The organism is Sphingobacterium sp. UBA5639 (assembly GCF_002421245.1).
Classification (GTDB): domain Bacteria; phylum Bacteroidota; class Bacteroidia; order Sphingobacteriales; family Sphingobacteriaceae; genus Sphingobacterium; species Sphingobacterium multivorum.
Genome location: NZ_DIJR01000017.1, coordinates 1 through 20,229 on the forward strand (window position 1 = coordinate 1; position 20,229 = coordinate 20,229).

At 41.4% G+C, this 20,229-nt stretch carries 15 protein-coding genes and 1 pseudogene; 9 read left to right on the forward strand and 7 right to left on the reverse strand.

Going from position 1 to position 20,229, the window contains the following annotated elements; all coding sequences use genetic code 11:
- Positions 1-61 precede the first annotated feature (61 nt).
- From B4Z90_RS10735 to B4Z90_RS10745, 3 genes are all read right to left on the reverse strand, one after another.
- Positions 62-340 (reverse strand): lipopolysaccharide assembly protein LapA domain-containing protein, encoded by a 279-nt coding sequence (locus B4Z90_RS10735; RefSeq protein ID WP_070561913.1) that lies wholly within the window; start codon positions 338-340, stop codon positions 62-64.
- Between the two features lie 55 nt (positions 341-395).
- Positions 396-2,993, reverse strand: coding sequence for a heavy metal translocating P-type ATPase (locus B4Z90_RS10740; RefSeq protein WP_070561915.1), 2,598 nt, complete (start codon positions 2,991-2,993; stop codon positions 396-398).
- A 251-nt stretch (positions 2,994-3,244) separates the two neighbouring features.
- Positions 3,245-3,478 (reverse strand): hypothetical protein, encoded by a 234-nt coding sequence (locus B4Z90_RS10745; RefSeq protein ID WP_046676375.1) that lies wholly within the window; start codon positions 3,476-3,478, stop codon positions 3,245-3,247.
- Positions 3,479-3,748: 270 nt separating this feature from the next.
- Between B4Z90_RS10745 and fbp the strand changes: the two genes are divergently transcribed.
- Together fbp and B4Z90_RS10755 are read left to right on the forward strand one after the other, a co-directional pair.
- Positions 3,749-4,759 carry a class 1 fructose-bisphosphatase gene (fbp, locus tag B4Z90_RS10750; protein ID WP_070561917.1) on the forward strand — a complete coding sequence of 337 codons (1,011 nt, stop codon included), beginning with the start codon at positions 3,749-3,751 and terminating at the stop codon, positions 4,757-4,759.
- 114 nt (positions 4,760-4,873) lie between these two features.
- Positions 4,874-6,322 (forward strand): L,D-transpeptidase family protein, encoded by a 1,449-nt coding sequence (locus B4Z90_RS10755; protein WP_083295796.1) that lies wholly within the window; start codon positions 4,874-4,876, stop codon positions 6,320-6,322.
- Positions 6,323-6,364: 42 nt separating this feature from the next.
- Here the strand turns inward: B4Z90_RS10755 and B4Z90_RS10760 are convergent, their stop codons facing one another.
- Positions 6,365-7,897 carry a DUF3943 domain-containing protein gene (locus B4Z90_RS10760; RefSeq protein WP_053003933.1) on the reverse strand — a complete coding sequence of 511 codons (1,533 nt, stop codon included), beginning with the start codon at positions 7,895-7,897 and terminating at the stop codon, positions 6,365-6,367.
- A 100-nt stretch (positions 7,898-7,997) separates the two neighbouring features.
- Here B4Z90_RS10760 and B4Z90_RS10765 point away from each other — a divergent pair, with 100 nt between their 5' ends.
- The gene (locus tag B4Z90_RS10765; protein ID WP_115048082.1) at positions 7,998-9,530 is read left to right on the forward strand and encodes a SulP family inorganic anion transporter; all 1,533 of its coding nucleotides are present in this window, start codon (positions 7,998-8,000) and stop codon (positions 9,528-9,530) included.
- Here the strand turns inward: B4Z90_RS10765 and B4Z90_RS10770 are convergent.
- On the reverse strand, positions 9,514-10,122 hold the full coding sequence (locus B4Z90_RS10770) for a methyltransferase domain-containing protein (RefSeq protein ID WP_070561921.1): 609 nt from the start codon (positions 10,120-10,122) through the stop codon (positions 9,514-9,516). The two genes, B4Z90_RS10765 and B4Z90_RS10770, sit on opposite strands and share 17 nt — an antisense overlap.
- A gap of 228 nt (positions 10,123-10,350) precedes the next feature.
- On the opposite strand from B4Z90_RS10770, the gene B4Z90_RS10775 reads away from it, so the two are divergent.
- The 6 genes from B4Z90_RS10775 to B4Z90_RS10795 all read left to right on the forward strand — a co-directional run bounded on the left by B4Z90_RS10775 (position 10,351) and on the right by B4Z90_RS10795 (position 18,774).
- On the forward strand, positions 10,351-10,809 hold the full coding sequence (locus B4Z90_RS10775) for a hypothetical protein (protein WP_070561923.1): 459 nt from the start codon (positions 10,351-10,353) through the stop codon (positions 10,807-10,809).
- Positions 10,810-11,061: 252 nt separating this feature from the next.
- Positions 11,062-12,333: a glucose-1-phosphate adenylyltransferase gene (locus B4Z90_RS10780; protein ID WP_070561925.1), complete on the forward strand. Its 1,272-nt coding sequence runs from the start codon at positions 11,062-11,064 to the stop codon at positions 12,331-12,333.
- Positions 12,334-12,394: 61 nt separating this feature from the next.
- A complete protein-coding gene (locus B4Z90_RS25185; protein ID WP_083295797.1) occupies positions 12,395-12,478 on the forward strand; it encodes a hydroxyisourate hydrolase in 84 nt (27 codons plus the stop codon).
- A gap of 116 nt (positions 12,479-12,594) precedes the next feature.
- Positions 12,595-13,371, forward strand: a complete 777-nt coding sequence (locus tag B4Z90_RS10785; RefSeq protein ID WP_070561926.1) for a phosphatase PAP2 family protein — start codon at positions 12,595-12,597, stop codon at positions 13,369-13,371.
- A gap of 376 nt (positions 13,372-13,747) precedes the next feature.
- Complete coding sequence (locus B4Z90_RS10790; RefSeq protein WP_115048084.1) at positions 13,748-16,993, forward strand: SusC/RagA family TonB-linked outer membrane protein; 3,246 nt, start codon at positions 13,748-13,750, stop codon at positions 16,991-16,993.
- Positions 16,994-17,004: 11 nt separating this feature from the next.
- Positions 17,005-18,774 (forward strand): RagB/SusD family nutrient uptake outer membrane protein, encoded by a 1,770-nt coding sequence (locus B4Z90_RS10795; protein ID WP_115048086.1) that lies wholly within the window; start codon positions 17,005-17,007, stop codon positions 18,772-18,774.
- Positions 18,775-18,883: 109 nt separating this feature from the next.
- On the opposite strand, the pseudogene B4Z90_RS25050 reads toward B4Z90_RS10795, so the two are convergent.
- Positions 18,884-19,234 (reverse strand): annotated as a pseudogene (locus tag B4Z90_RS25050) (metallophosphoesterase); the annotation flags it as partial.
- 48 nt (positions 19,235-19,282) lie between these two features.
- Positions 19,283-19,813: a metallophosphoesterase gene (locus B4Z90_RS25055; RefSeq protein ID WP_115048088.1), complete on the reverse strand. Its 531-nt coding sequence runs from the start codon at positions 19,811-19,813 to the stop codon at positions 19,283-19,285.
- Positions 19,814-20,229 lie beyond the last annotated feature (416 nt).

The window sequence follows — 20,229 nt, forward strand, 5'->3', positions numbered from 1 at the left end:
CACTAAAAGGGACAAGTCAGGAGCTGTTTAGGGCTTCATTTTTAGTGGTTTATTTTTTCTTTTAGGAGAGGAATTCTCGATCTTCATCCGATAATTGAGGCTTTTTGTGATCGTTTTCTTCTTCCGATTCGTCTATTTCTTCCTCTTCATACGCCCGCTGTTTCTTTTTTCCGATTTTCAATAGAGATACAAATACAATTCCCGCAATAAAAAAGGCCAATAGTAGCTTCCATAGTGCCACTTGCGATTCCCCGATAAAATTGAGCTGCACCGATTGCGGGTTCTTGACACAGACAACCGTGATGATAACCGTAATTAAGATTAAAAAGATATTACGCATGTTACTGTAAGCTATATGTCGTTATTGTAGCAGCGAATATAGGGAATATCTGTTTTTAATCGATATCGATCTTTGCACGATTTAAGCGCAAAGAATTCAAAATAACCGAAACGGAACTAAAACTCATTGCGGCAGCTGCTATCATGGGTGACAAGAGAATTCCGAAAGATGGATATAGCAGGCCGGCTGCCAATGGAATACCGAGTATATTATAGACAAAAGCAAAACCCAGGTTTTCCTTAATGTTACGAAGCAATTTATGACTCAGTACTTTTGCTTTGGCAATTCCAGTAAGATCTCCTTTCAACAAAGTCAAAGAAGCACTTTGTATGGCAACGTCGGTACCCGTACCCATGGCAATGCCGATATCGGCTTGAGCAAGGGCAGGGGCATCATTGATACCATCACCGGCCATCGCTACCACATGGCCTTGTTGCTGTAATGTATGAATCTCTTGCAACTTATCTTTGGGCAAGGCATTGGCTTTGAAATGCTTGATGCCGACTTGATCCGCCACAGCCTTTGCCGTATGGACATTATCTCCAGTCAGCATGATTACATCGACTTGATGTTTTTGGAGGTATTGAATTGCCTGCTTCGATGAAGCCTTGATTTGATCTGAAATACTAAAATAGCCCAATAAGGTTTGATCTTTTGCGAGGAAAGACACCGTTTTTCCATTGAACTGAGCGGTTTCAGCCATCTGCTTCATATCGTGTGGAACTGCTATACCGATAGACTCCATTAACAATTGATTGCCAAGTGCTATACTGTTTCCGTTTATGTTTCCTTTGATTCCTTGTCCCGCTACGTTTTCGAAATCGGAAACTTTACTTTCTGTTTTACTATTTTCTTTTTTTGCTCTTTCAATAATAGCATGACCTAAAGGATGTGTGCTATTGGCATTTAAAGCGGCAGCCAAAGACAATATTTCGTCTTTGCTACTGGAGGAGTTTGGTTGAATATCATCGACGGTGGGTTTTCCTTCGGTGATGGTACCGGTTTTGTCTGTTAGTACCACATCGACCTGGTTCATTTTTTCCAGCGCACTTGCGTCTTTGATCAGGATACCATGTTTGGCCCCTTTTCCGACACCAACCATGACGGACATCGGTGTCGCGAGCCCCAAGGCACAGGGGCAGGCAACAATTAATACGGCAAGTGCATTGGCAAAGCCGAACGCCAAGGAAGCAGACGGAACCCAGAGCCACCAGGTAAGAAATGTCAAAATTGCAATGATTATGACAATCGGAACAAATACCTCGGATACTTTATCTGTTAACCGTTGAATGGGTGCCTTGCTTCTGCTGGCATCATTAACAAGTTGAATAATCTGAGCCAAGAGTGTGTCCGAACCAATACGCTCTGCTTTCATGAGGAAACTGCGGTCGCCATTGATGGTTCCTGAACTGACATGATCGCCTTCCTGCTTTTCTACTGGAATAGGTTCACCCGTCAGCATGGATTCATCGATGCTGCTGTTGCCATCCGTAATTTGTCCGTCGACTGGAATTTTATCACCGGGTTTTACTTTGAGTATATCACCAAGTTGAATTTGATCTATGCCTATTTTTTTATCGATTCCATTTTCCACGCGCGTAGCTTCGGAAGGACTCAGCTTGATCAGTTCTTTGATCGCTGAATTGGTTTTGGAATGTGCTTTAGCCTCCATCACCTGGCCTAACAATACCAGCGTTAGAATGACGGTAACGGACTCGAAGTAAAGCGCAATGTAGCCATGGTGATTTTTTAATTCGTCAGGAAAGATCTGCGGAAAAAATAGACCTACCAAACTATAGACAAACGCAGCTCCAGCACCAAGTGCAATCAGGCTAAACATATTAAGGCGCCAGGTTTTGAAAGATACCCAGCCACGTTGAAAAAAAGACCAACAGGTGTAAAAAACAACCGGTAAAGATAAAACCAGTTGTATCCATCCCGACCAGCTCGGCGGAATGATTTTACCGATCGGGTTGCCCGGAAGCATTTCACCCATGGAAAGTATAAATATGGGGACAGTAAATAGGATAGAGACCCATAATTTCATACGAAGATTACGATAGGTATGATCGTCGTCCGCATTATTACCATTGGCTATAGGCACAAGGTCCATACCACATATGGGGCAATTTCCGGGATGGTCTTGTACAATCTCAGGATGCATTGGGCAAGTATATTGAAGGTCTGTCTTTAATATGGGGATCTTTTCCAGGTTCATGCCGCATACGGGGCAGCTTCCTGGTGAGTCATAAAGCTTATCGCCTTCGCAATGCATGGGACAATAGTATTTATCTGCAGACGTACTATGATGTACTTTGTCGGGCGTAGCTAATGTTTGTGACTGATGCATTGTCGCATTTGACTGAGCGGAATGATTGTGTTGCTGTTCGCTATGGATAGGCGGAACTTCCATGGATTGATCGGAGGGAACTTCGGAAGTATGCTGATGTGCTTCGCCGATTTGATATGGCCCCAATTTGGATATTATTTCCTGTAATTGCTGTAACGGAATGTGTTTCTGGGATGTTATTGTGATGCTTGGTGGGTTTAAAGTCACCTCGGCATGAACCCCAGGTAACTCGTTCAATGCATGTTCGATTGTTGTTTTACATCCATCACAGGACATTCCTGAAAGTGTATAGCGGTGTTGCATAGCGTTGTCTTTGTTGCCTAAAGTTAAAAGTTATATCGAGGTGATTTTTACACTTTTACCGGGTTTTTTTGTAAAATTTCCCGTTGATAATATGCTTTCAATTTGCCCCCATTTTCTAGGTCGAGCCAGCTTTTTAGTCTTCGGGAGACGGAATGTGATGTGAAAAACATCGAAATCACGCTATGATAAACACAATCGAACTATGTTTTGTTTGCTTGGGGGTAGTTATGAGGGGTGGAATATCTCGTTGATTAAGCTAATAGCATCACTTGGGGATGTTTGATCAATGTATTGATGCTGACCTGCTCTTTCAGCAATGCTTCGTGAAAAGGTGCCGGGATCATCAGTTTAAATGTTTTTTTTGTGGTTTTGACCATGAATAGGGCGCCGTGAACGACCTGTTTATCATCTATGATCAACGTGTGCTGTTTTACCAATTGGCTTCCCAATTTTTCCTTTTCGATGAGCTGTATAAGTTGTTGCATTGTATCAGAATATTTAGCCAAAATTACCAAATACTTAGCATTTATTGTTTTTTTTTCTAATCGTCGCTCTTTGAAATTTATCCACTGCTTTCCACCTTTTATTATCTTTTTAATAGCTAATAATCGTTTTAGCAAAGAAGAGTTTTCAAAACTTAGCGCAATCGATTGCGTATTTGGTCTGCTAAAATGCTAAATATGAGCAGCATGTGTTTGCTAAAGTTTGTTTAACTTTTTTAGCTTTGTGCAACAAATATCCAATAAAACAATATTATGAGTGGTATAACTACACTAGGTCAATTTATCATTGAAAAACAGGCCGATTTTCCATATGCCAAAGGGGAACTTTCTAGACTCTTGCGCGATATTGGAATTGCGGCAAAAATTGTAAATAGAGAGGTAAATAAAGCGGGATTGGTTGATATTTTAGGCGATGTAGGACAGGTTAATGTGCAGGGCGAGGGACAAAAGAAACTGGATGTTTACGCTGATGAACAGTTTATCAAAGCACTTCAAAGTGGGGGCGAATGCTGTGTAGTTGCCTCAGAGGAGCATGAAAATCCAGTTTACATCCAGTCAGGGGTTTCCAAAAATGCCAAATATATTGTGTGTATTGACCCCCTGGATGGCTCAAGCAATATTGATGTCAACGTATCTGTGGGGACTATTTTTTCCATTTATCGACGAATTTCTGATACGGGTGTTTCTTGTAATAGCAATGATATTTTACAACATGGAACGAAACAGGTCGCTGCAGGTTATGTGATCTATGGTAGTTCAACCATGTTGGTGTATACAACCGGAAAGGGCGTAAACGGATTCACATTGGATCCATCGATCGGCGAGTTTTGTTTATCCCATCCCGACATGAAAATTCCGGCTTCGGGCCAAATTTATTCAATTAACGAGGGAAATTATTCCAAATTTCCAAACGGCGTCAAGCAATATATCAAATATTGCCAAATGGAAGACAGTGCAACGAAACGCCCCTATGCGTCACGGTATATCGGCTCAATGGTCGCCGATATTCACCGTAATCTCCTCAAAGGGGGCATCTTTCTTTATCCAACGACTTCTGCACACCCTAATGGGAAACTGAGATTGATGTATGAGTGCAATCCAATCGCTTTTATTATCGAGCAGGCCGGAGGTAAAGCTTCGAATGGATCTCAGCGTATACTAGCTATTGAGCCAAAAACTTTGCACCAACGATCAGCAGCTTTTTTGGGCAATACCGATATGGTGGAATTGCTGGAAGATTTTCTGAAAAAATACAGTGATTGATTCTGTAGTGATTCAATGACAGGTAAGATTCTTTAGACCATAAGAATTATTTATCTTTGTCCCCAGAAAATGGCTTCATTATTGCGAAGCCATTTCTTTTTCACGATTTGTAATATGTTACGATTTTTAGTTTTTATTTCATTTATTTCAGTAGTATTTTTTTCTTGTAAAGATAACCCTCCAACTTATGGCGATGTGCTGGCGAAGGAGTTTGAAAATAAGTCCTATAAGGATTTTGACACAGCTGCTTACGTAAAAGTCTTCCGTGACGTGTATGCTAAGGAAAAATCCCAATTGGTTAATCCGAGCTGGATGAAGGAATTATCGGATTCTACTGAAGGGATGACTTTAATTGCCGAACATCTCTTTGATGGTAGTATCGATACTATGATTACTTACTTCGAGCGAAGCGAAGAGCATGGTATTCGGACCAGTTATTTCCATACGGCTGCGATTAAGGAAACGTTGTTTTCGCTTCGAAAACTGAAGGGCAAAGATGTTGCCGAAGTTTATCCTTTATTGGCGAAGCTTGACTTATTGAGCACTGATGGACTCGTGGCTTATATCAGCAGTATCAAATATGGTGTGGTTAATCCCAAACGCCTTTATGGAAGGTATTTCGTTCCTCAAAAACGTATGAGCTATGGCAAAGTTGTCAACTTGTTGGACAGCGTGAAAATCGGAAACGTCTTGGCCGATATACAGCCTAAAAATCAATATTATACTAGATTTCAAGATTTGTTGGAAAATGGGAATCTAAACAGTGCACAACGAAGCCAGGTGTTAATGGTATTGGAAAAATTGCGCTGGATGGGGGATGCTTTTCCGGAGAAATATGTATTTGTGAACATACCTGAACAGCGTTTACATATCATGGAAGATGGGAAGACAAGCCAACTGATGAATGTGTGTGTGGGTGAAACAGACAATCCGGCATATACGCGGAAAGGTGAGAACCATGAGACGCCTGTGATGCAGGGGATGTTGGATGCCATGCAAGTTAATCCGGTATGGAATATTCCAAGCAGTATTGTTAAGAAAGAATTATTGGCAAGTGTTCGGAATAATCCAAACTATTTGGCGTCGCGCAATATGGTGGCTTATTACAAAGGTAAACAAGTGGATCCCACAACTGTCAATTGGAATTCGGATTCTGTGGAGAATTTTCGTTTCAAACAGAATCCCGGTTCAGATAATTCATTGGGGAATGTAAAGTTCCTGTTTGAGAATCCCTATTCTATTTATCTACATGATACGCCGGCAAAACAAATGTTTGGGCAAAGCAACCGGGCGGTCAGCCATGGTTGTGTGCGTGTAGAAAAACCTGTGGATTTGGCTTCTTATCTTGTCAATAATGAAAAACAGGCCGAAAAAATTGCGAAAGAAATTACGACAGATTCCATTTCAAAGTCTCGCTGGGTAACACTAAAACGGCAGATGCCAGTTTATATCACGTATTATACAACTTGGTTGGATGACGAAGGTAAAATTGTTACTTATCCGGATATATACGGGTATGACCCGCGTTTAAAGGAAGCGTTAAAGAAGTATTGGACAAATTGATGAGAAAGGCTTAACCAAATGCGTTAAGCCTTTTTTTTATAGCTAATATTCAGAGTTGTAGGCTAGGGCTATCCGGACAAAAGGATAGTCTTTGTTTACGTTGTTATGGTCTTGATAACGACCTTCCAATCTAAAGTAACCAGAGTAAAGGTTGACGCCAAAGTTCTTCCAGATACGCATTGAAGCACTCGTGGATGCCGTATGAAGAAAATGGTGGGATTTGTTACCACTGATTGTGACAAAATATCCACCACGATAATCTACACCAAATTTAAAGCGGTTCAATGTGCTCAATGTAGCCGAAGCCCTAACATCAGCTCCGGGTCCGTAATCGTATGTGCGGCTTTCACCAAAATGGAGGTAGGGATCGGGTACAGCGGCCAATACCACCGGACCACCACCAAGAATGGTTGTCAGCTTGGTACGGCTACCAATATTGAAGTTTGAAAAGACATTGTAATTGATGCTCTGGGATCCGTAATAAAAAGCTTCATTGCGCAGAAAGTCGAAATGTGCAGACACGATACCACGGTGGCGTCCTGTTAAATTGGAGAGAATACGGTTTCCATATAGCGAAGCATAGACATTGACCGCATTGACAATGGAACTATCATCTGATCCGAGTTCCAAATTGAGGAAGAAGTCATCAAAGGGTTTCTTTTTGTCTATATCATTGTTGGTGTAAATCAGTTTGATACGTGCATATACGTCATTCTTTCCTTTATTTAAGATGTCATGTTCTTTGGCATCAAACCGTCTTAGCCCCAATTCAACTTCGGTGTGCACTAAAGAACTGTCGATAACAGCTCCCTTGACCTTATCTCCCCAGCGCCCGTCGAGCAATCGGTTGAGTCCGTTTATCGGATTGATCAGCATGGCCAGTAGTTCTTTTTTATTACGTTGTCCTTTAGTTAGGCTTGGTCGTGAAAGAATATGATGCGATAGTCTATGGGTCATTTCACCTAAAATAGTACCCCCAAAGCTTGTGTTGATGATATCATTGATGGATGGGGGTTCGGTTTCACCTGCAGTTTCCCAGATATAGCTACCAGCTACGGTTGCAGCTGTTGATTGTAGAAAACTATAGTTGTTGGATCGGAAGGAATTGAAATAAAACTGACCGTGATAAGGGTGCGCCATTTGATTCGTTGCAAAAAGATTGTCGTCCCAGGTCCAGGCAGACAGTTTTAAATGGCTAAAGAAGTTTTTAAAGGAAATATGGGAAACAGGATCTTTTCGAATGAAGTAATTAACCGAGGCAGGAATAGCCTGGATGGAGAACCACTCAATTCCCGCCCTTAAGAAGTTCTTTTTTTGGTAATCAAATAGACTGTCTGTTTGTTTTACATTGATACGATGATTGTTCCATGGTTTTGGCTGCTCGCGGTGGAACAAGTGATTTTTTTCGACTGATGTCGCTCGAAATAGGCTGTCTGAATTCATTAAAGAGTCTCTTGCTGGAAGGAGTGCTGCCTTACTTGGCCCTATATTCCCGAGCTGGACAAGCACCCAAAAGATAAATATAAAGAGACTATAGTGACGTTGGTTAATGCGTTGTTTGATCGAAATGAACATACTGTTTTGCGATAAAATTTGTAAAGAATAACAAATATAGGATAAAAGTGTTTGTGCGATTAGTACCTTTGCAGCAATTATCCTGTTCAAGTAATTAGAAATGAACAATACCTTTGAAATATTCAATATAAAATCGATCAATCTTAAGAATGAGTTGTTTGCAGGATTAACGGTCGCGATGACGATGATTCCGGAATCACTTTCGTTTGCTATTTTGGCTGGATTACCGCCTTTAACGGGACTCTACGCAGCATTTTTAATGGGTTTGATTACTTCCGTTTTGGGAGGCAGGCCAGGGATGGTCTCTGGAGGTGCTGGTGCAACAGTGGTTGTTTTAATGGCCCTGGCGGCAAGTCACGGTATTGATTATCTTTTTGCTGCTGTCGTCTTGGCGGGGCTTCTACAATTTTTGGTCGGACTTTTTAAATGGGGGAAATTTGTACGCTTAATTCCGCAGCCTGTGATGTACGGTTTTTTAAACGGACTGGCCATCATTATTTTTATGGCGCAAGTGGTCCAATTTAAAGAGAACACAGGATCGGGGGTGGAGTGGATGTCGGGAAGTACCTTATACATCATGGGCGGACTGACTCTACTGACGATGTTGATCGTGATTGGATTTCCTCGAATCACAAAGGCAGTCCCGGCCTCTTTAGTCGCTATTCTCGTTGTGTTTGGCTTGGTTTCTCTTTTAGGAATTGATACCAAAAAAGTAGTAGATATAGCCTCTGTCAGTGGGACATTACCCCATTTACATTTACCCAATGTACCCCTGAGCTGGGAAACATTGCAACTGATTTTTCCGTATTCGTTGGTGATGGCCGGAGTAGGGTTGGTGGAATCGCTTTTGACACTAAATATGGTGGACGAAATAACCGCGAGCAAAGGAAATGCAAACCGCGAATCCATGGCGCAGGGGGTAGCCAATGCAATCAATGGATTTTTTGGAGGAATGGGTGGATGTGCTATGGTTGCTCAAACACTGGTCAATTTAAATGCTGGTGCACGCACGAGGCTCTCTTCTTTTATTGGAGCCATGACCATCTTAGTGATTATTTTGGTAGGTGCTCCTTTCATTGAGCAGATACCAATGGCCGCGCTGGTCGGTGTGATGATGATGGTGGCAATAGGTACCTTCCAATGGGTGAGCTTGCGTATTGTCAATAAATTTCCGAAATCTGATATTTTTGTTGGTATTCTTGTCGCAGCGATTACAGTGGTTTTACATAATTTGGCACTTGCGGTGCTGATTGGTGTCGTGGTATCCGCACTTGTATTTGCCTGGGACAATGCGAAGCGTATTCGAGCAAGAAAATATTTGGATGCCGAGGGCATCAAGCATTATGAAATTTATGGACCCCTTTTCTTTGGTTCGACAGCTAACTTCTTGGATAAATTTGATGTTTTGGAAGATCCTGACCGTGTGATTTTAGATTTTAAGGAGAGTCGTGTGGTGGATATGTCCGCTGTGGATGCGCTTAACAAAATTACCGAACGCTATGCCGCACAAGGGAAAAAGATCGAATTGTGGCATCTCAGTGAGGATTGTCGCTCACTGCTAAAAGATGCAGCAGACATTGTGAAGGTCAATATCGTGGAAGATCCCACTTATCGGGTTATGCCGGACAAGTAGACAATTTTTTGCGCAGCTCAAAAAACAGTTCATTTCCCTTTCTTTGGGGAATACTATTGGTGGAATTTGTCAGGTGTAAAATGTCAAACTTAGATTTGAATAAGTGTTGATATTCCGTTTGATCTCCACCGAAAGGTGGTCCCTGTTGTGCAAATTCCCGTTTGAACAATAAGCCCATCAGTATACCCTGAGGCTTGAGCAAAGTATGCATTTGTTGTACATAGCTGGGGCGTAATGAAGGATCCAGTGCACAAAAAAAGGTTTGCTCAATTATATAGTCGTACTGGCCCTGGTGCTGGAAGAAATCTTGACATAGAATTTGGATGTTAGGGTTATTTTCGAATTCTCTTTTTACCTTTGCAACGAGTGTTGGGGCGATATCAAGTAAGGTAATTTGACTGAACCCCATGGCAAGGAGAGCCTTCGCCTCGTAAGCATTTCCACAACCTGGAATTAAAACCGCCGCATCTTTAGCAATAGACCCCGCTGCATAGTTGATGATTGCAGGGGATGCGTAGCCAATATCCCAGCCTGTCGATTTGGTCTTATAACGTTCATCCCAATAGTTCTCATCCAATAGTGAAGAATCCATAGCTGTTTTGTTCTATATACTTTAGCAATTTACATAAATATTAGGTCAATAGTGTGCTTCTCTCCAATGAAAATTGCGTTTAGCTACCCTCTCGGAAGTTGATCATCTAATTTCAATTTTGGGAGCTATCGAAAAGGAGCAAAGTCTTGTAATTCGCTTGCGTGCCATACGATATTAAAATTTATAGCGTTCAATTACTCTAGTAGGGCAAGTACCCTGTGTTTTTAGATGAATTATATTAAAGTAGTCTTATTTATTGTTTTATTTCTAATTGTTGGTCTTGCGTATGCTAACCAAGATTGGAATGGTTTGGAGAGCGCGCATCACTATATCGGTTATTTGCTGTTAACTGTCTATATATCAGGATTAACTATGTTTGTCTACAAACCTCTTAAAGGAGATAGAAAATTGAAACGACATTTTTTTATCCGCTTTTCTGTGGTTTGTATCGCCTTCCTGCTACTTCTTGTCCCATATTTGATTCTTAAGCAACAAAATGATGGTTTGGGGGCAGGATATTTACTCTATTTTATGACAGTCAGTCTTGCGGCACCCTTGTCTATTTATGCCTTTATTGAGATCCTATGGTTATTTACGCAAAAGAAATATCCGCAAATAGGTATTAATCTATTGCTTGTTGGTTATATCTACTGCCTTTTTTTATTCAGTGGTCTATTTGGATATTAAATCTACGGGAGACACGGACTTGTAATCATCGTCTTTTAATCGGTTAAAATTAAGAATGGTTCTGTTCGTTTTTCGAGAATGACTTTTATTGTAAAAAGAATCATTGATCAAAATTGGTGTTTGCTTCTTATCTGGAAAATTGCTAATTTAATAAGGATTCTTAAACCTGAATTTAAAGGATCTCGAGCGTAAACCTGATCAGGTCCCTGTTCTTGAAGATAATAGTTTTATAACCAATTAATGGATTGAGGTATGATACACAAAGTAGTTTCCCTTGTATTGGGAGGAGGTCGAGGATCGCGCCTTTTCCCATTGACGCAACAACGTTCGAAGCCAGCGGTTCCAATAGCTGGAAAATATCGTTTGGTCGATATTCCGATTTCGAACTGTTTGAATTCAGGCTATAATAAGATCTTCGTACTGACGCAGTTCAATTCAGCCTCTTTGAACACACACATCAAAAATTCTTACAATTTCAGCATTTTCAGTAAGGGCTTTGTCGACATCTTGGCTGCAGAGCAGACCAACGAGGGCGATCGTTGGTTTGAGGGTACCGCTGATGCGGTCAGGCGCACGCAGAAGCATCTCCTTAATGTCGATTACGACTACATTCTTGTATTGTCTGGCGATCAGTTGTACCAAATGGATTATTCAAAGCTGATTGATTTCCACGTTGAAAATGGAGGCGATGTTACCATCGCTACGATACCTGTCAATGGTAAAGATGCTACGGGATTTGGTATTTTAAAAGCGAATGAAGCGAATGAGATTACTGCTTTTGTCGAAAAGCCCGATAAGGATGAAGTATTAAATTGGACCTCGGAGGTCTCGGAGGTTTTGCATAAGCAGGGAAGGCATTATTTGGCATCCATGGGCATTTATGTTTTCTCGAAAAACATATTGCGCAACCTTTTGATCGCCAACCCGGGGATGGATTTTGGTAAAGAAATTATACCTGATGCTATCGAAGCACTTCGGGTATTGAGCTATCAATTTGATGGGTATTGGACCGATATCGGGACCATCAAATCATTTTTTGATGCCAATATTGGATTGACAGATGATATTCCGGATTTCAATTTGTTTAATGAAACCGTGTATACACGTGCGCGGATGCTCCCGCCTTCGAAAATTTCGGGTACAACGTTAAATAATACGGTAATTGCCGATGGATGTATTTTAAATGGCGATAAACTGGAGAGGTCTGTTATTGGGATACGTTCCCGTATTGGTGAAGGAACGGTTATTAAATCGACCTACATGATGGGAACTGATTACTATGAGCAGTTGGAAGAAGTATTGGAGTTGGGAAATACACAAAAGCCACCACCGGTAGGTGTAGGTAAACGTTGTTATATCGAAAACGCAATCTTGGATAAGAACTGCCGAATTGGAGATGACGTTCGTATCATTGGTGGACCGGGTTTGAATGATGGCGATTTTGATACGCATATGATCTGTGATGGGATTGTTGTTGTGAAAAAAGATGCGGTCATTGCCAATGGTGTGACGATAGGACTTTGATCATACATAAATTTTAAATCTAAAGCCCGCTGTTCACATCAATTCATGAAACAGCGGACTTTTGTTTACGCTTTTTGAGCAGACACATCTTCATGTGCCGATTACGCTTTCGCCCTACGGCTATTCAACCTATAAGGGAAGCTGACCCTCTGACGAAGGTGGATGCAAGATGCTTAGTTTCCGAGTTGACAATGCCCGTTGTCTTTTTTTACTGGATATTTTAATATTATCTTTGCGCACGATAAAATAAATACGGATAAAATGAGCACTTACAAAAGATACTTTATTTTTTATTGTATCCTGGTTTCACTTTTTGTAGTACCGGCTACCTCAATTGCCCAAATTCTGTCGGAACAACCGTCGGATTCGAGCCGCGGATCTCATTTTTTTAAGAAAGTTCCTTACAAGGAACTGGCTGTTCCTGTAGGACTGATCACCTATGGTGTCGTTGCCAAAGGAAATCCTTTTTTAAAGGGGATAGATGAAGACATTAGAGACGGCGTATCGAGAGGAACTAGCCGAAAAATTAAGTTGGACGATTTCACCCGCTTTGCTGGAACTGCCGGAGTATTTGTTTTGGACGCGGTAGGGGTGCCTGCCAAGCATAACCTTAAACAACGCCTGTTTACGACAGCTGTTTCTAATATTATTATGACTTCAACCGTGAAAATTATGAAATCCACCATTCCCGTATGGCGGCCTGATAGTTCAGCGAATAATTCCTTTCCTTCAGGGCATGCTGCTACTGCGTTCGTTGGTGCCGAACTGCTTTGGCAGGAATATAGACAGGAGTCAATTTGGTACGGTATTGCAGGATATGCTGTTGCAGCAGGTACCGGTTATCTGCGGATGTACAACGACAAGCATTGGTTCTCGGATATCGCTATGGGAGCTGGGGTCGGTATCTTAAGTACTAAAATCGCCTATTGGTTGCTCCCTTTGGTAGACAGTCGATTACAGAATTCGAAAAAGAGTTATGTTGTGCTTCCAACATATAACGGGAGACAATTTTGTTTAAACGCTAGTTTACAGTTTTAGGCTCATTTTTTTAAGCCCCATTCGGGGTCTCTACATTGATCGTTTTCGGCTTGCCTCAAAACAAAATTTCCTAGATAATATTCGTACAGGGGTATAAATCCACTTTAAACCCCTGTATTCACCACAGTTTTTAGGTGTTCTACCTGAAGATCGGCACTGCTGTGTCAGCCATTTCCGTTCCCTATTTCAGCATGTAACGTTTATGTGAACTTCGGATTAAAAAATCATGTTAATTTCGTAAATAAGAATTTGTTTTTTAAATTTAGTAGACAATCTAATCCACTTTTGCTGTTTTTTACAAAAAGAAAAGCAGGCTAAGTAAATAAACCAAAGTTGAGCCTAAGGGTTCTTTATTATTTTAAACCAATTTGTAATTATGATGAGAAATTTTTTTCTTCATGGAAAGGCGAGACCCATTAGCCTTTTGGGGCTCTGCCTGCTGTTTAGTCAGCCTGATTCTTACGCACTGAATCTGGATCCGATCAATGCTATTGTCGATCAAGATCAGGTTACAGGGATCGTCAAAGATGAGAAAGGTCAGGCATTAGCCGGCGCTACCATCACCGTCAAAGGAACATCCGTTCAAGCATCCTCCAATCAACAAGGTATTTTTGCTATTCGGGCCAAGCGTGGTGATGTTTTGGTCGTGAACTACCAAGGCTTTACAAAACAGGAGGTAGCCGTTTCCGCAGGCAACATCAGTGTTGTTATGGTTTCGAGTGATCAGGCGCTTGAAGAGGTCGTGATCATTGGCTATGGTAAGCAGCGGAAAGGGAATATCACCGGTTCCGTCGCTACCGTCAATGCAGAACAGCTAAAAAATATCCCCAGTTCAAATCTTTCCAATTCACTTGCCGGTAGAGCAGCGGGGGTCAATGTCACCAATACTTCGGGGATGGCTGGAGCATCGTCGAGCTTGCGTATCCGGGGGAGTTTTGCCGAGCCACTTTATGTAATTGATGGTGTGGTCCGCGATAAAGCTGCATTTGATGTGCTTGAAGCGAACGAGGTCGACCAAATGACCTTCTTAAAAGATGCAGCGACTGCCGCGGTGTACGGCACCCGGGCGGGTAATGGCGTTGTCGTTGTGACGACGAAAAAAGGAACAGCGCAAGCACCAGTTTTTAATGTACAAAGTAATTATACTTTTAATACGCCAACACAGGAACTTCTTGCGAATTTAACGACTGCACAAGATGAACTCACCTATCAAAACAGGGTCGCCGAATTTCGCGGTCTTTCCATCCCAAATGGACAAAAAGAGTTTGATTATTTCAAGGATAAAAATTACAATGCAAATGATGTGATCTGGCGCAATCCATTTACCCATCGGCAATCCATATCGGTCAATGGTGGTGGCGACAAAATTACTTATTATAGCTTGCTGAGCTACCGCAAAGAAAATGGATCCTATAAATCTTTGGAACATGAGAAGTTCAATTTGCGCAGCAATATCTCCGCGCAGATTACCGAAGATTTTAGCATGGATTTTAATATCTCAGCCAACCAGACTAATTCGAAGCGCTTTTTTTGGCCCTTTAGCACATCTTCCAATGATGATGATTTTGATGTATCCGATTTCTACCGTGTTACCTTCAACTGGCCAAAGATGTATCCGTTTTACCTGAATGCAGACGGAACACCGAGCAATACACCAACGGCTTATCCCGTACAGACACCTATGGGAAGTTGGCAGGCATGGAATGTGATCGACCAGGTCATCGGTGATCGTTATATCGACCGCAAAGTGCGGCAGGTTAATCCTATTATGACCCTAAACTTGAAGCTGGATAAATTGGTACAAGGTCTATCGACAAAACTTGTGGGGAGTTATCTTGCCAGTGACTATATGCGCAAGCGCTATATGAGCTTTCAAAAAAACTACACCTTTACTTCACTGAATCCAAATGACAACCGCTTTATACCGGCCCCGCCTTCGGAAGCGAATATCAATATCTTTACTTTTAGCCAGAGTCAGCCTTTCATGGATTACAGCCCACAACGATTGTGGGAATATCAGGTAAACTGGTTTTTAAACTATAACCGCAAGTTTGGTAAACATTCCGTCGATGGGACATTGGTTTATGAGCAGTCCAAAAAAGGAGGGACGTACGTTACTTCACGGGCAGAGAATCCGATTACAGCCCTGGATCAGGTGTTTATTTATCCTACAGATCGGAACTTTAGGTCGACAACTGCCAATGAAACAATTGATTCAAGACGCGGCGTGATTGGGCGTGCTAATTATAATTATGCAGATAAGTATATTGCGGAGTTTTCTTTCCGCTACGATGGATCACCTTTGTTTCCTAGCGATAAACGGTGGGGCTTTTTTCCTTCAGTCTCGGCAGCCTGGCGTGTATCGGACGAGAACTTCTTTACGGATATAAAGAATACGATATCAGACTTGAAGTTCAGAGCTTCTTACGGTACAACGGGTAATGATTTGGATGTAAATGCTAATCGAATCGGTCAGTTTGGCTATCTGGAAAAATATTACAGCTCTGGTGGCTATATGTTCGGAGATCGCTATTACAATGGTATTGCGTATGGTGCAACACCGACGCAGAACCTCACTTGGACGACTTCTAAAAGCGTCAATCTCGGTTTGGATTTTGGATTTATTAAGAATAAGCTGACCGGTAGCCTAGATCTGTTTTCACGCAAGGAAACTAACATCCTAGGACCAAGATCACTGAAAGTTCCGGATAACTATGGTCGCGCACTTGCTCCTGAAAACTATGCCGCAAGAAGTTACAAAGGCGGGGAGATTTCGTTGAACTGGAATGATAAGGTGGGCGAGGTGACCTATGGGCTCAATGGGAATCTGGGTTATGCAAAAGACCGCTGGGATATCATTGACGAGGAACCGGCGTATGCTGCCGGCCAACCGCAGAACTTTCGTTCCAGAATTGGGCGGCCAGAAAATAGAATTATCGGCTTAGAGGCACTGGGTTTAGTAAGGACACAGGCTGAAGCCGACGCGCTGAAAGCAAAAGGATTTAAGACCTACGGAAGGGATCCTTTTCCTGGGATGATCTTATATAAAGATATTCAGGGGGCGAACTATTCAGGTGGCCCGGATGGGAAAATTGATGATAACGATTTGCAGTTATTGTCGGACAATAATTCTCCGCGCATCAATTATGGGTTTGGATTCAATGCGAGCTGGAAGGGCTTTTATGTCTCGGCTTTATTTCAGGGAGTTCTTGCTTATGATCGCATGATCAGTAATCAAGAAGGCGGTGGAATGCGCCAGCACGGTGATACCTTCCGTCCATATTATCCAATTTGGGCTTCCGATGTCTGGACACCGGATAATACCGACGCCAAATATCCGCGACCAACGGGGTACTCTGGATGGGCCGAATCCGGTGCAGCCCCTTCGTCATTCTGGATAAGAAATGGAGCCTATTTGCGCTTACGTGACATTAATGTTTCTTATCGATTGCCGAAAAGCATGACAGAGAAATTGCGTGTAAAAGATGTCAATCTGTTTTTCAATGGAACCAATTTGTTTGTTTTTTCGCCGATGAAAGAATTCCATGACCCGGAACAAAAGCTGTATGATTCTTATCCAGTCATGAAAACCTTTACGTTTGGACTTGATGTTAAATTTTAAATGAAAAAAAGATGAAAAAAATATATTATCCTTTAATAGCGTTGGCTCTGTGTATGTCTTCCTGTAAAAATGTGCTGGACATTGATGATCTCAATTCGCTGGATGAAGCCAAGGTATGGGCCGATCCAAATCTAGTCAACGGCTATCTTGCCAATCTATATCCACTATTTGGCAACTGGAACGCTGGTGCGGATGGAAATTCGGAACAACTAATTGGCATCGCTTTCCCCTTGGATGCGGTCACCGTCAACAACGGTTCTTACAAATCCTGGGACTATACAACCATCCGAAAAATTAATACGGCGATACAGAAAGTTGGTGAAAGTACTGTGCTAAAAGCGGACTTCAAAAATGCGGTGATTGGGCAGTCTTTGTTTCTCCGTGCCTATATGTATTTTAATATGGTCAGGATTCATGGTGGGGTCCCTTATATTACGGTACCTCAAGATTTAAAAAATGATGATCTTAATGTACCCCGCAATTCTACAAAAGAGTGTTTTGATCTGATGATCAAAGATTTGGATCAGGCTATTTCCTTACTGCCAAAAACGATTGCCAAGGGTACGGCAGATTATGGAAAGGTTGACGGTGATTTTGCGGCAGCTTTTAAAGCGAAAGTATTGTTATATAAAGCTTCACCCCAGTTTAATCCCTCCAATCCTTATGGAAATGCTTATTGGCAGGAGGCCAACACTGCGAATAAATTGGCTTATGAGCAACTTAAAGCGGATGGCTATAGTTTGACTCCAGATTATTCCAATATTGCGCTGGTTGAAAAAGGACCAGAGGTTGTTTTTGCTGTGATTAATACTTATCCAAATAAAGTCGCTAATTGGGATAATGGCGTACGACCCGGCTCCGAAAGTAGGGGGCCAGCGGGTTCCGTTCCATCCTGGGAATTTGTAAAAGCTTTTCCAATGAAAGATGGAAAGCTTTATTCCGATCAAACGGGCAAATACTATAAGACAGAAGATCAATTTTTGCAATCCTATTGGGAAAACCGCGATCCGCGTTTTGATAAATCCATTGTGTGGAATGCCAAGATTTATGAAGTTTCAGGAAAGACTGGCAAACGACAATACACTTCCGTAGGTATTGCTCCGGCTTTAGATGACTTTGGTATAAACCCTAACGCAAAAACACCTTCTTCCAATTTGGATCGATATAGTGGATTTTTTATCTTAAAAAACTCTAAATTATCATTAAAACAGACCGAAGTGGAAACCCAGTATGATGTGGATTTTGTCTTGATGCGCTATGCCGAAGTCCTGTTGAATTATGCTGAAACAGCAAATGAAACCGGAGACTTTGCGACAGCCTTAGATTTGGTGACACAGATCAGAAAAAGAGCGGGTATAGAAGCTGGTGCGGATAATAAATATGGTATTGCAGCGACTACGAAAGAGCAAATGCGTGAAGCCATTTTAGCAGAGCGTAATATTGAGTTCTGCTTTGAAGGACATCGTTTTTGGGATTTACGACGGTTACGTAAGTTAAATATACTAAACAATACGACAAAGCATGGAGTTGAAGCTATTGCGATCAATGCTAATGGAACTGAAATGAAACTGGAAGATGCAAATGTATTGGCCAAAACATACACGTTGAAAGAGAATCAGTTTAAATATAGTTTCTTGCAGGTGCCAAGTACAGGAAACAAAGTGAACCTGGTACCAGATACCTATTATTTCTTTCCAATAGCACAATCAGTCATTGATAAAAATCCGAATATCAAGCAGAATAAAGATTGGGGCGGAACATTTAATCCAACCTTAGAATAGTGTATTCACTAAACCCATTCAATAAAAAACACCCTCAACGGCTTTCGCTGTTGGGGGTGTTTTATTTAAATTTCATTTATGGCGAGTTTTTTAATCGCCCGATTGAGCCTTATTTGGATGATAATTTAAAAACTCTTGAACTGAGTCTACCCTGGCCTTTGATTTTGATTTCTTCCGGATAAAGCTCCAAAAGACCATAGGCATTGCTTGTAGGTGTTTCTATCATACCTTCCATGGTTACAAAAGGAATATTGTTTACCATCACATAATTGCCTTTATGATTATGACCGGAAAGTACCAGTTTAACTTCTGGGAATTTGTATAGTATATCAAGAACCTCCCGGTTATTGAGTATTTCATAGCCGTTTTCAGGCAATAAAGGATGATGTGTCAATACAATCACATGCTCTTTGTTTTTCCGCGCTTGGGCAAGTTCGTTTTGTAACCATTCGAGTTGTTTTCGATCAACCCCGCCATTCCAGGGTTGCGTATTTTTCCTTCCGCCTGCCTATAGGCTATCCATCAAGGTTTTCCATTCACGTTGGTCTGCTGAATTGAGCGTTGTGGCATATTCACTGAGCGCATTCGTATTTAAGAAAACAAATCGCCATTTTCCTTTTGTTAATGCGTAGTATTTAGCTGGCATCCCAAAAGTAGTGTGCAAAAGATCTGGTTTGGATACGTTGACATAGTCGTGGTTTCCAAGTAGACAATAAGTCGTTTTTTTTAAGGGGGAGAGATGTTCTAACAGTACTGGAAGATCTTTTGGACCTTCGTCGACAAGATCGCCAAGAATCAATGAAAAATCGACCTTATTGCGATTGAAGAAGTCTACAGCCGTATCGACCTTCATTAATGAATTGTGGTAGAAACGGCTACCGTGGTCTGTTTTGTCTGCGTATTGCATATCCGCCATGATACCGATACGGAGGACCGGTGTGTTGGATTGTGCCATGCTGAATAAGCCGGGTAAAGAGCAGATGACGAATATGGAAAGAAACTTCCATTCCTGTTTGATTTTTAAGCCAATCTGTTTCATTTTTTTAGCGTTTTAAAATATGTTGCTATAAGAATATATTAGTCCGTATTCCGGTAATGTTGCTTTGCTGTCTGTTTAGTCTATTTTTTGAACCACTGTTCTGGGTAATTGATTATAATGTTATCACGAGTATACTGAGAATAAATTAGAGATTCAAGTAAATTGAATACACAAACGTTTGTGTAAATTGATGGATCACTAACGAATTATAAATGATTGCCAACACATATAAACTATCGATTTTTTAGCTATTGTAAAACTGTAAATTGGCGATTGTGGTGTTTAACGAATAAAAGGTTTAGGTATATAGATCATATGAAATTGATTCGTGCAATAACAATTATTCTGCTTACTTGTTATGGTATTTTGATGCCAATTTATCTCGGAATTATACGGTTCTTCGCCAATTTTGATGC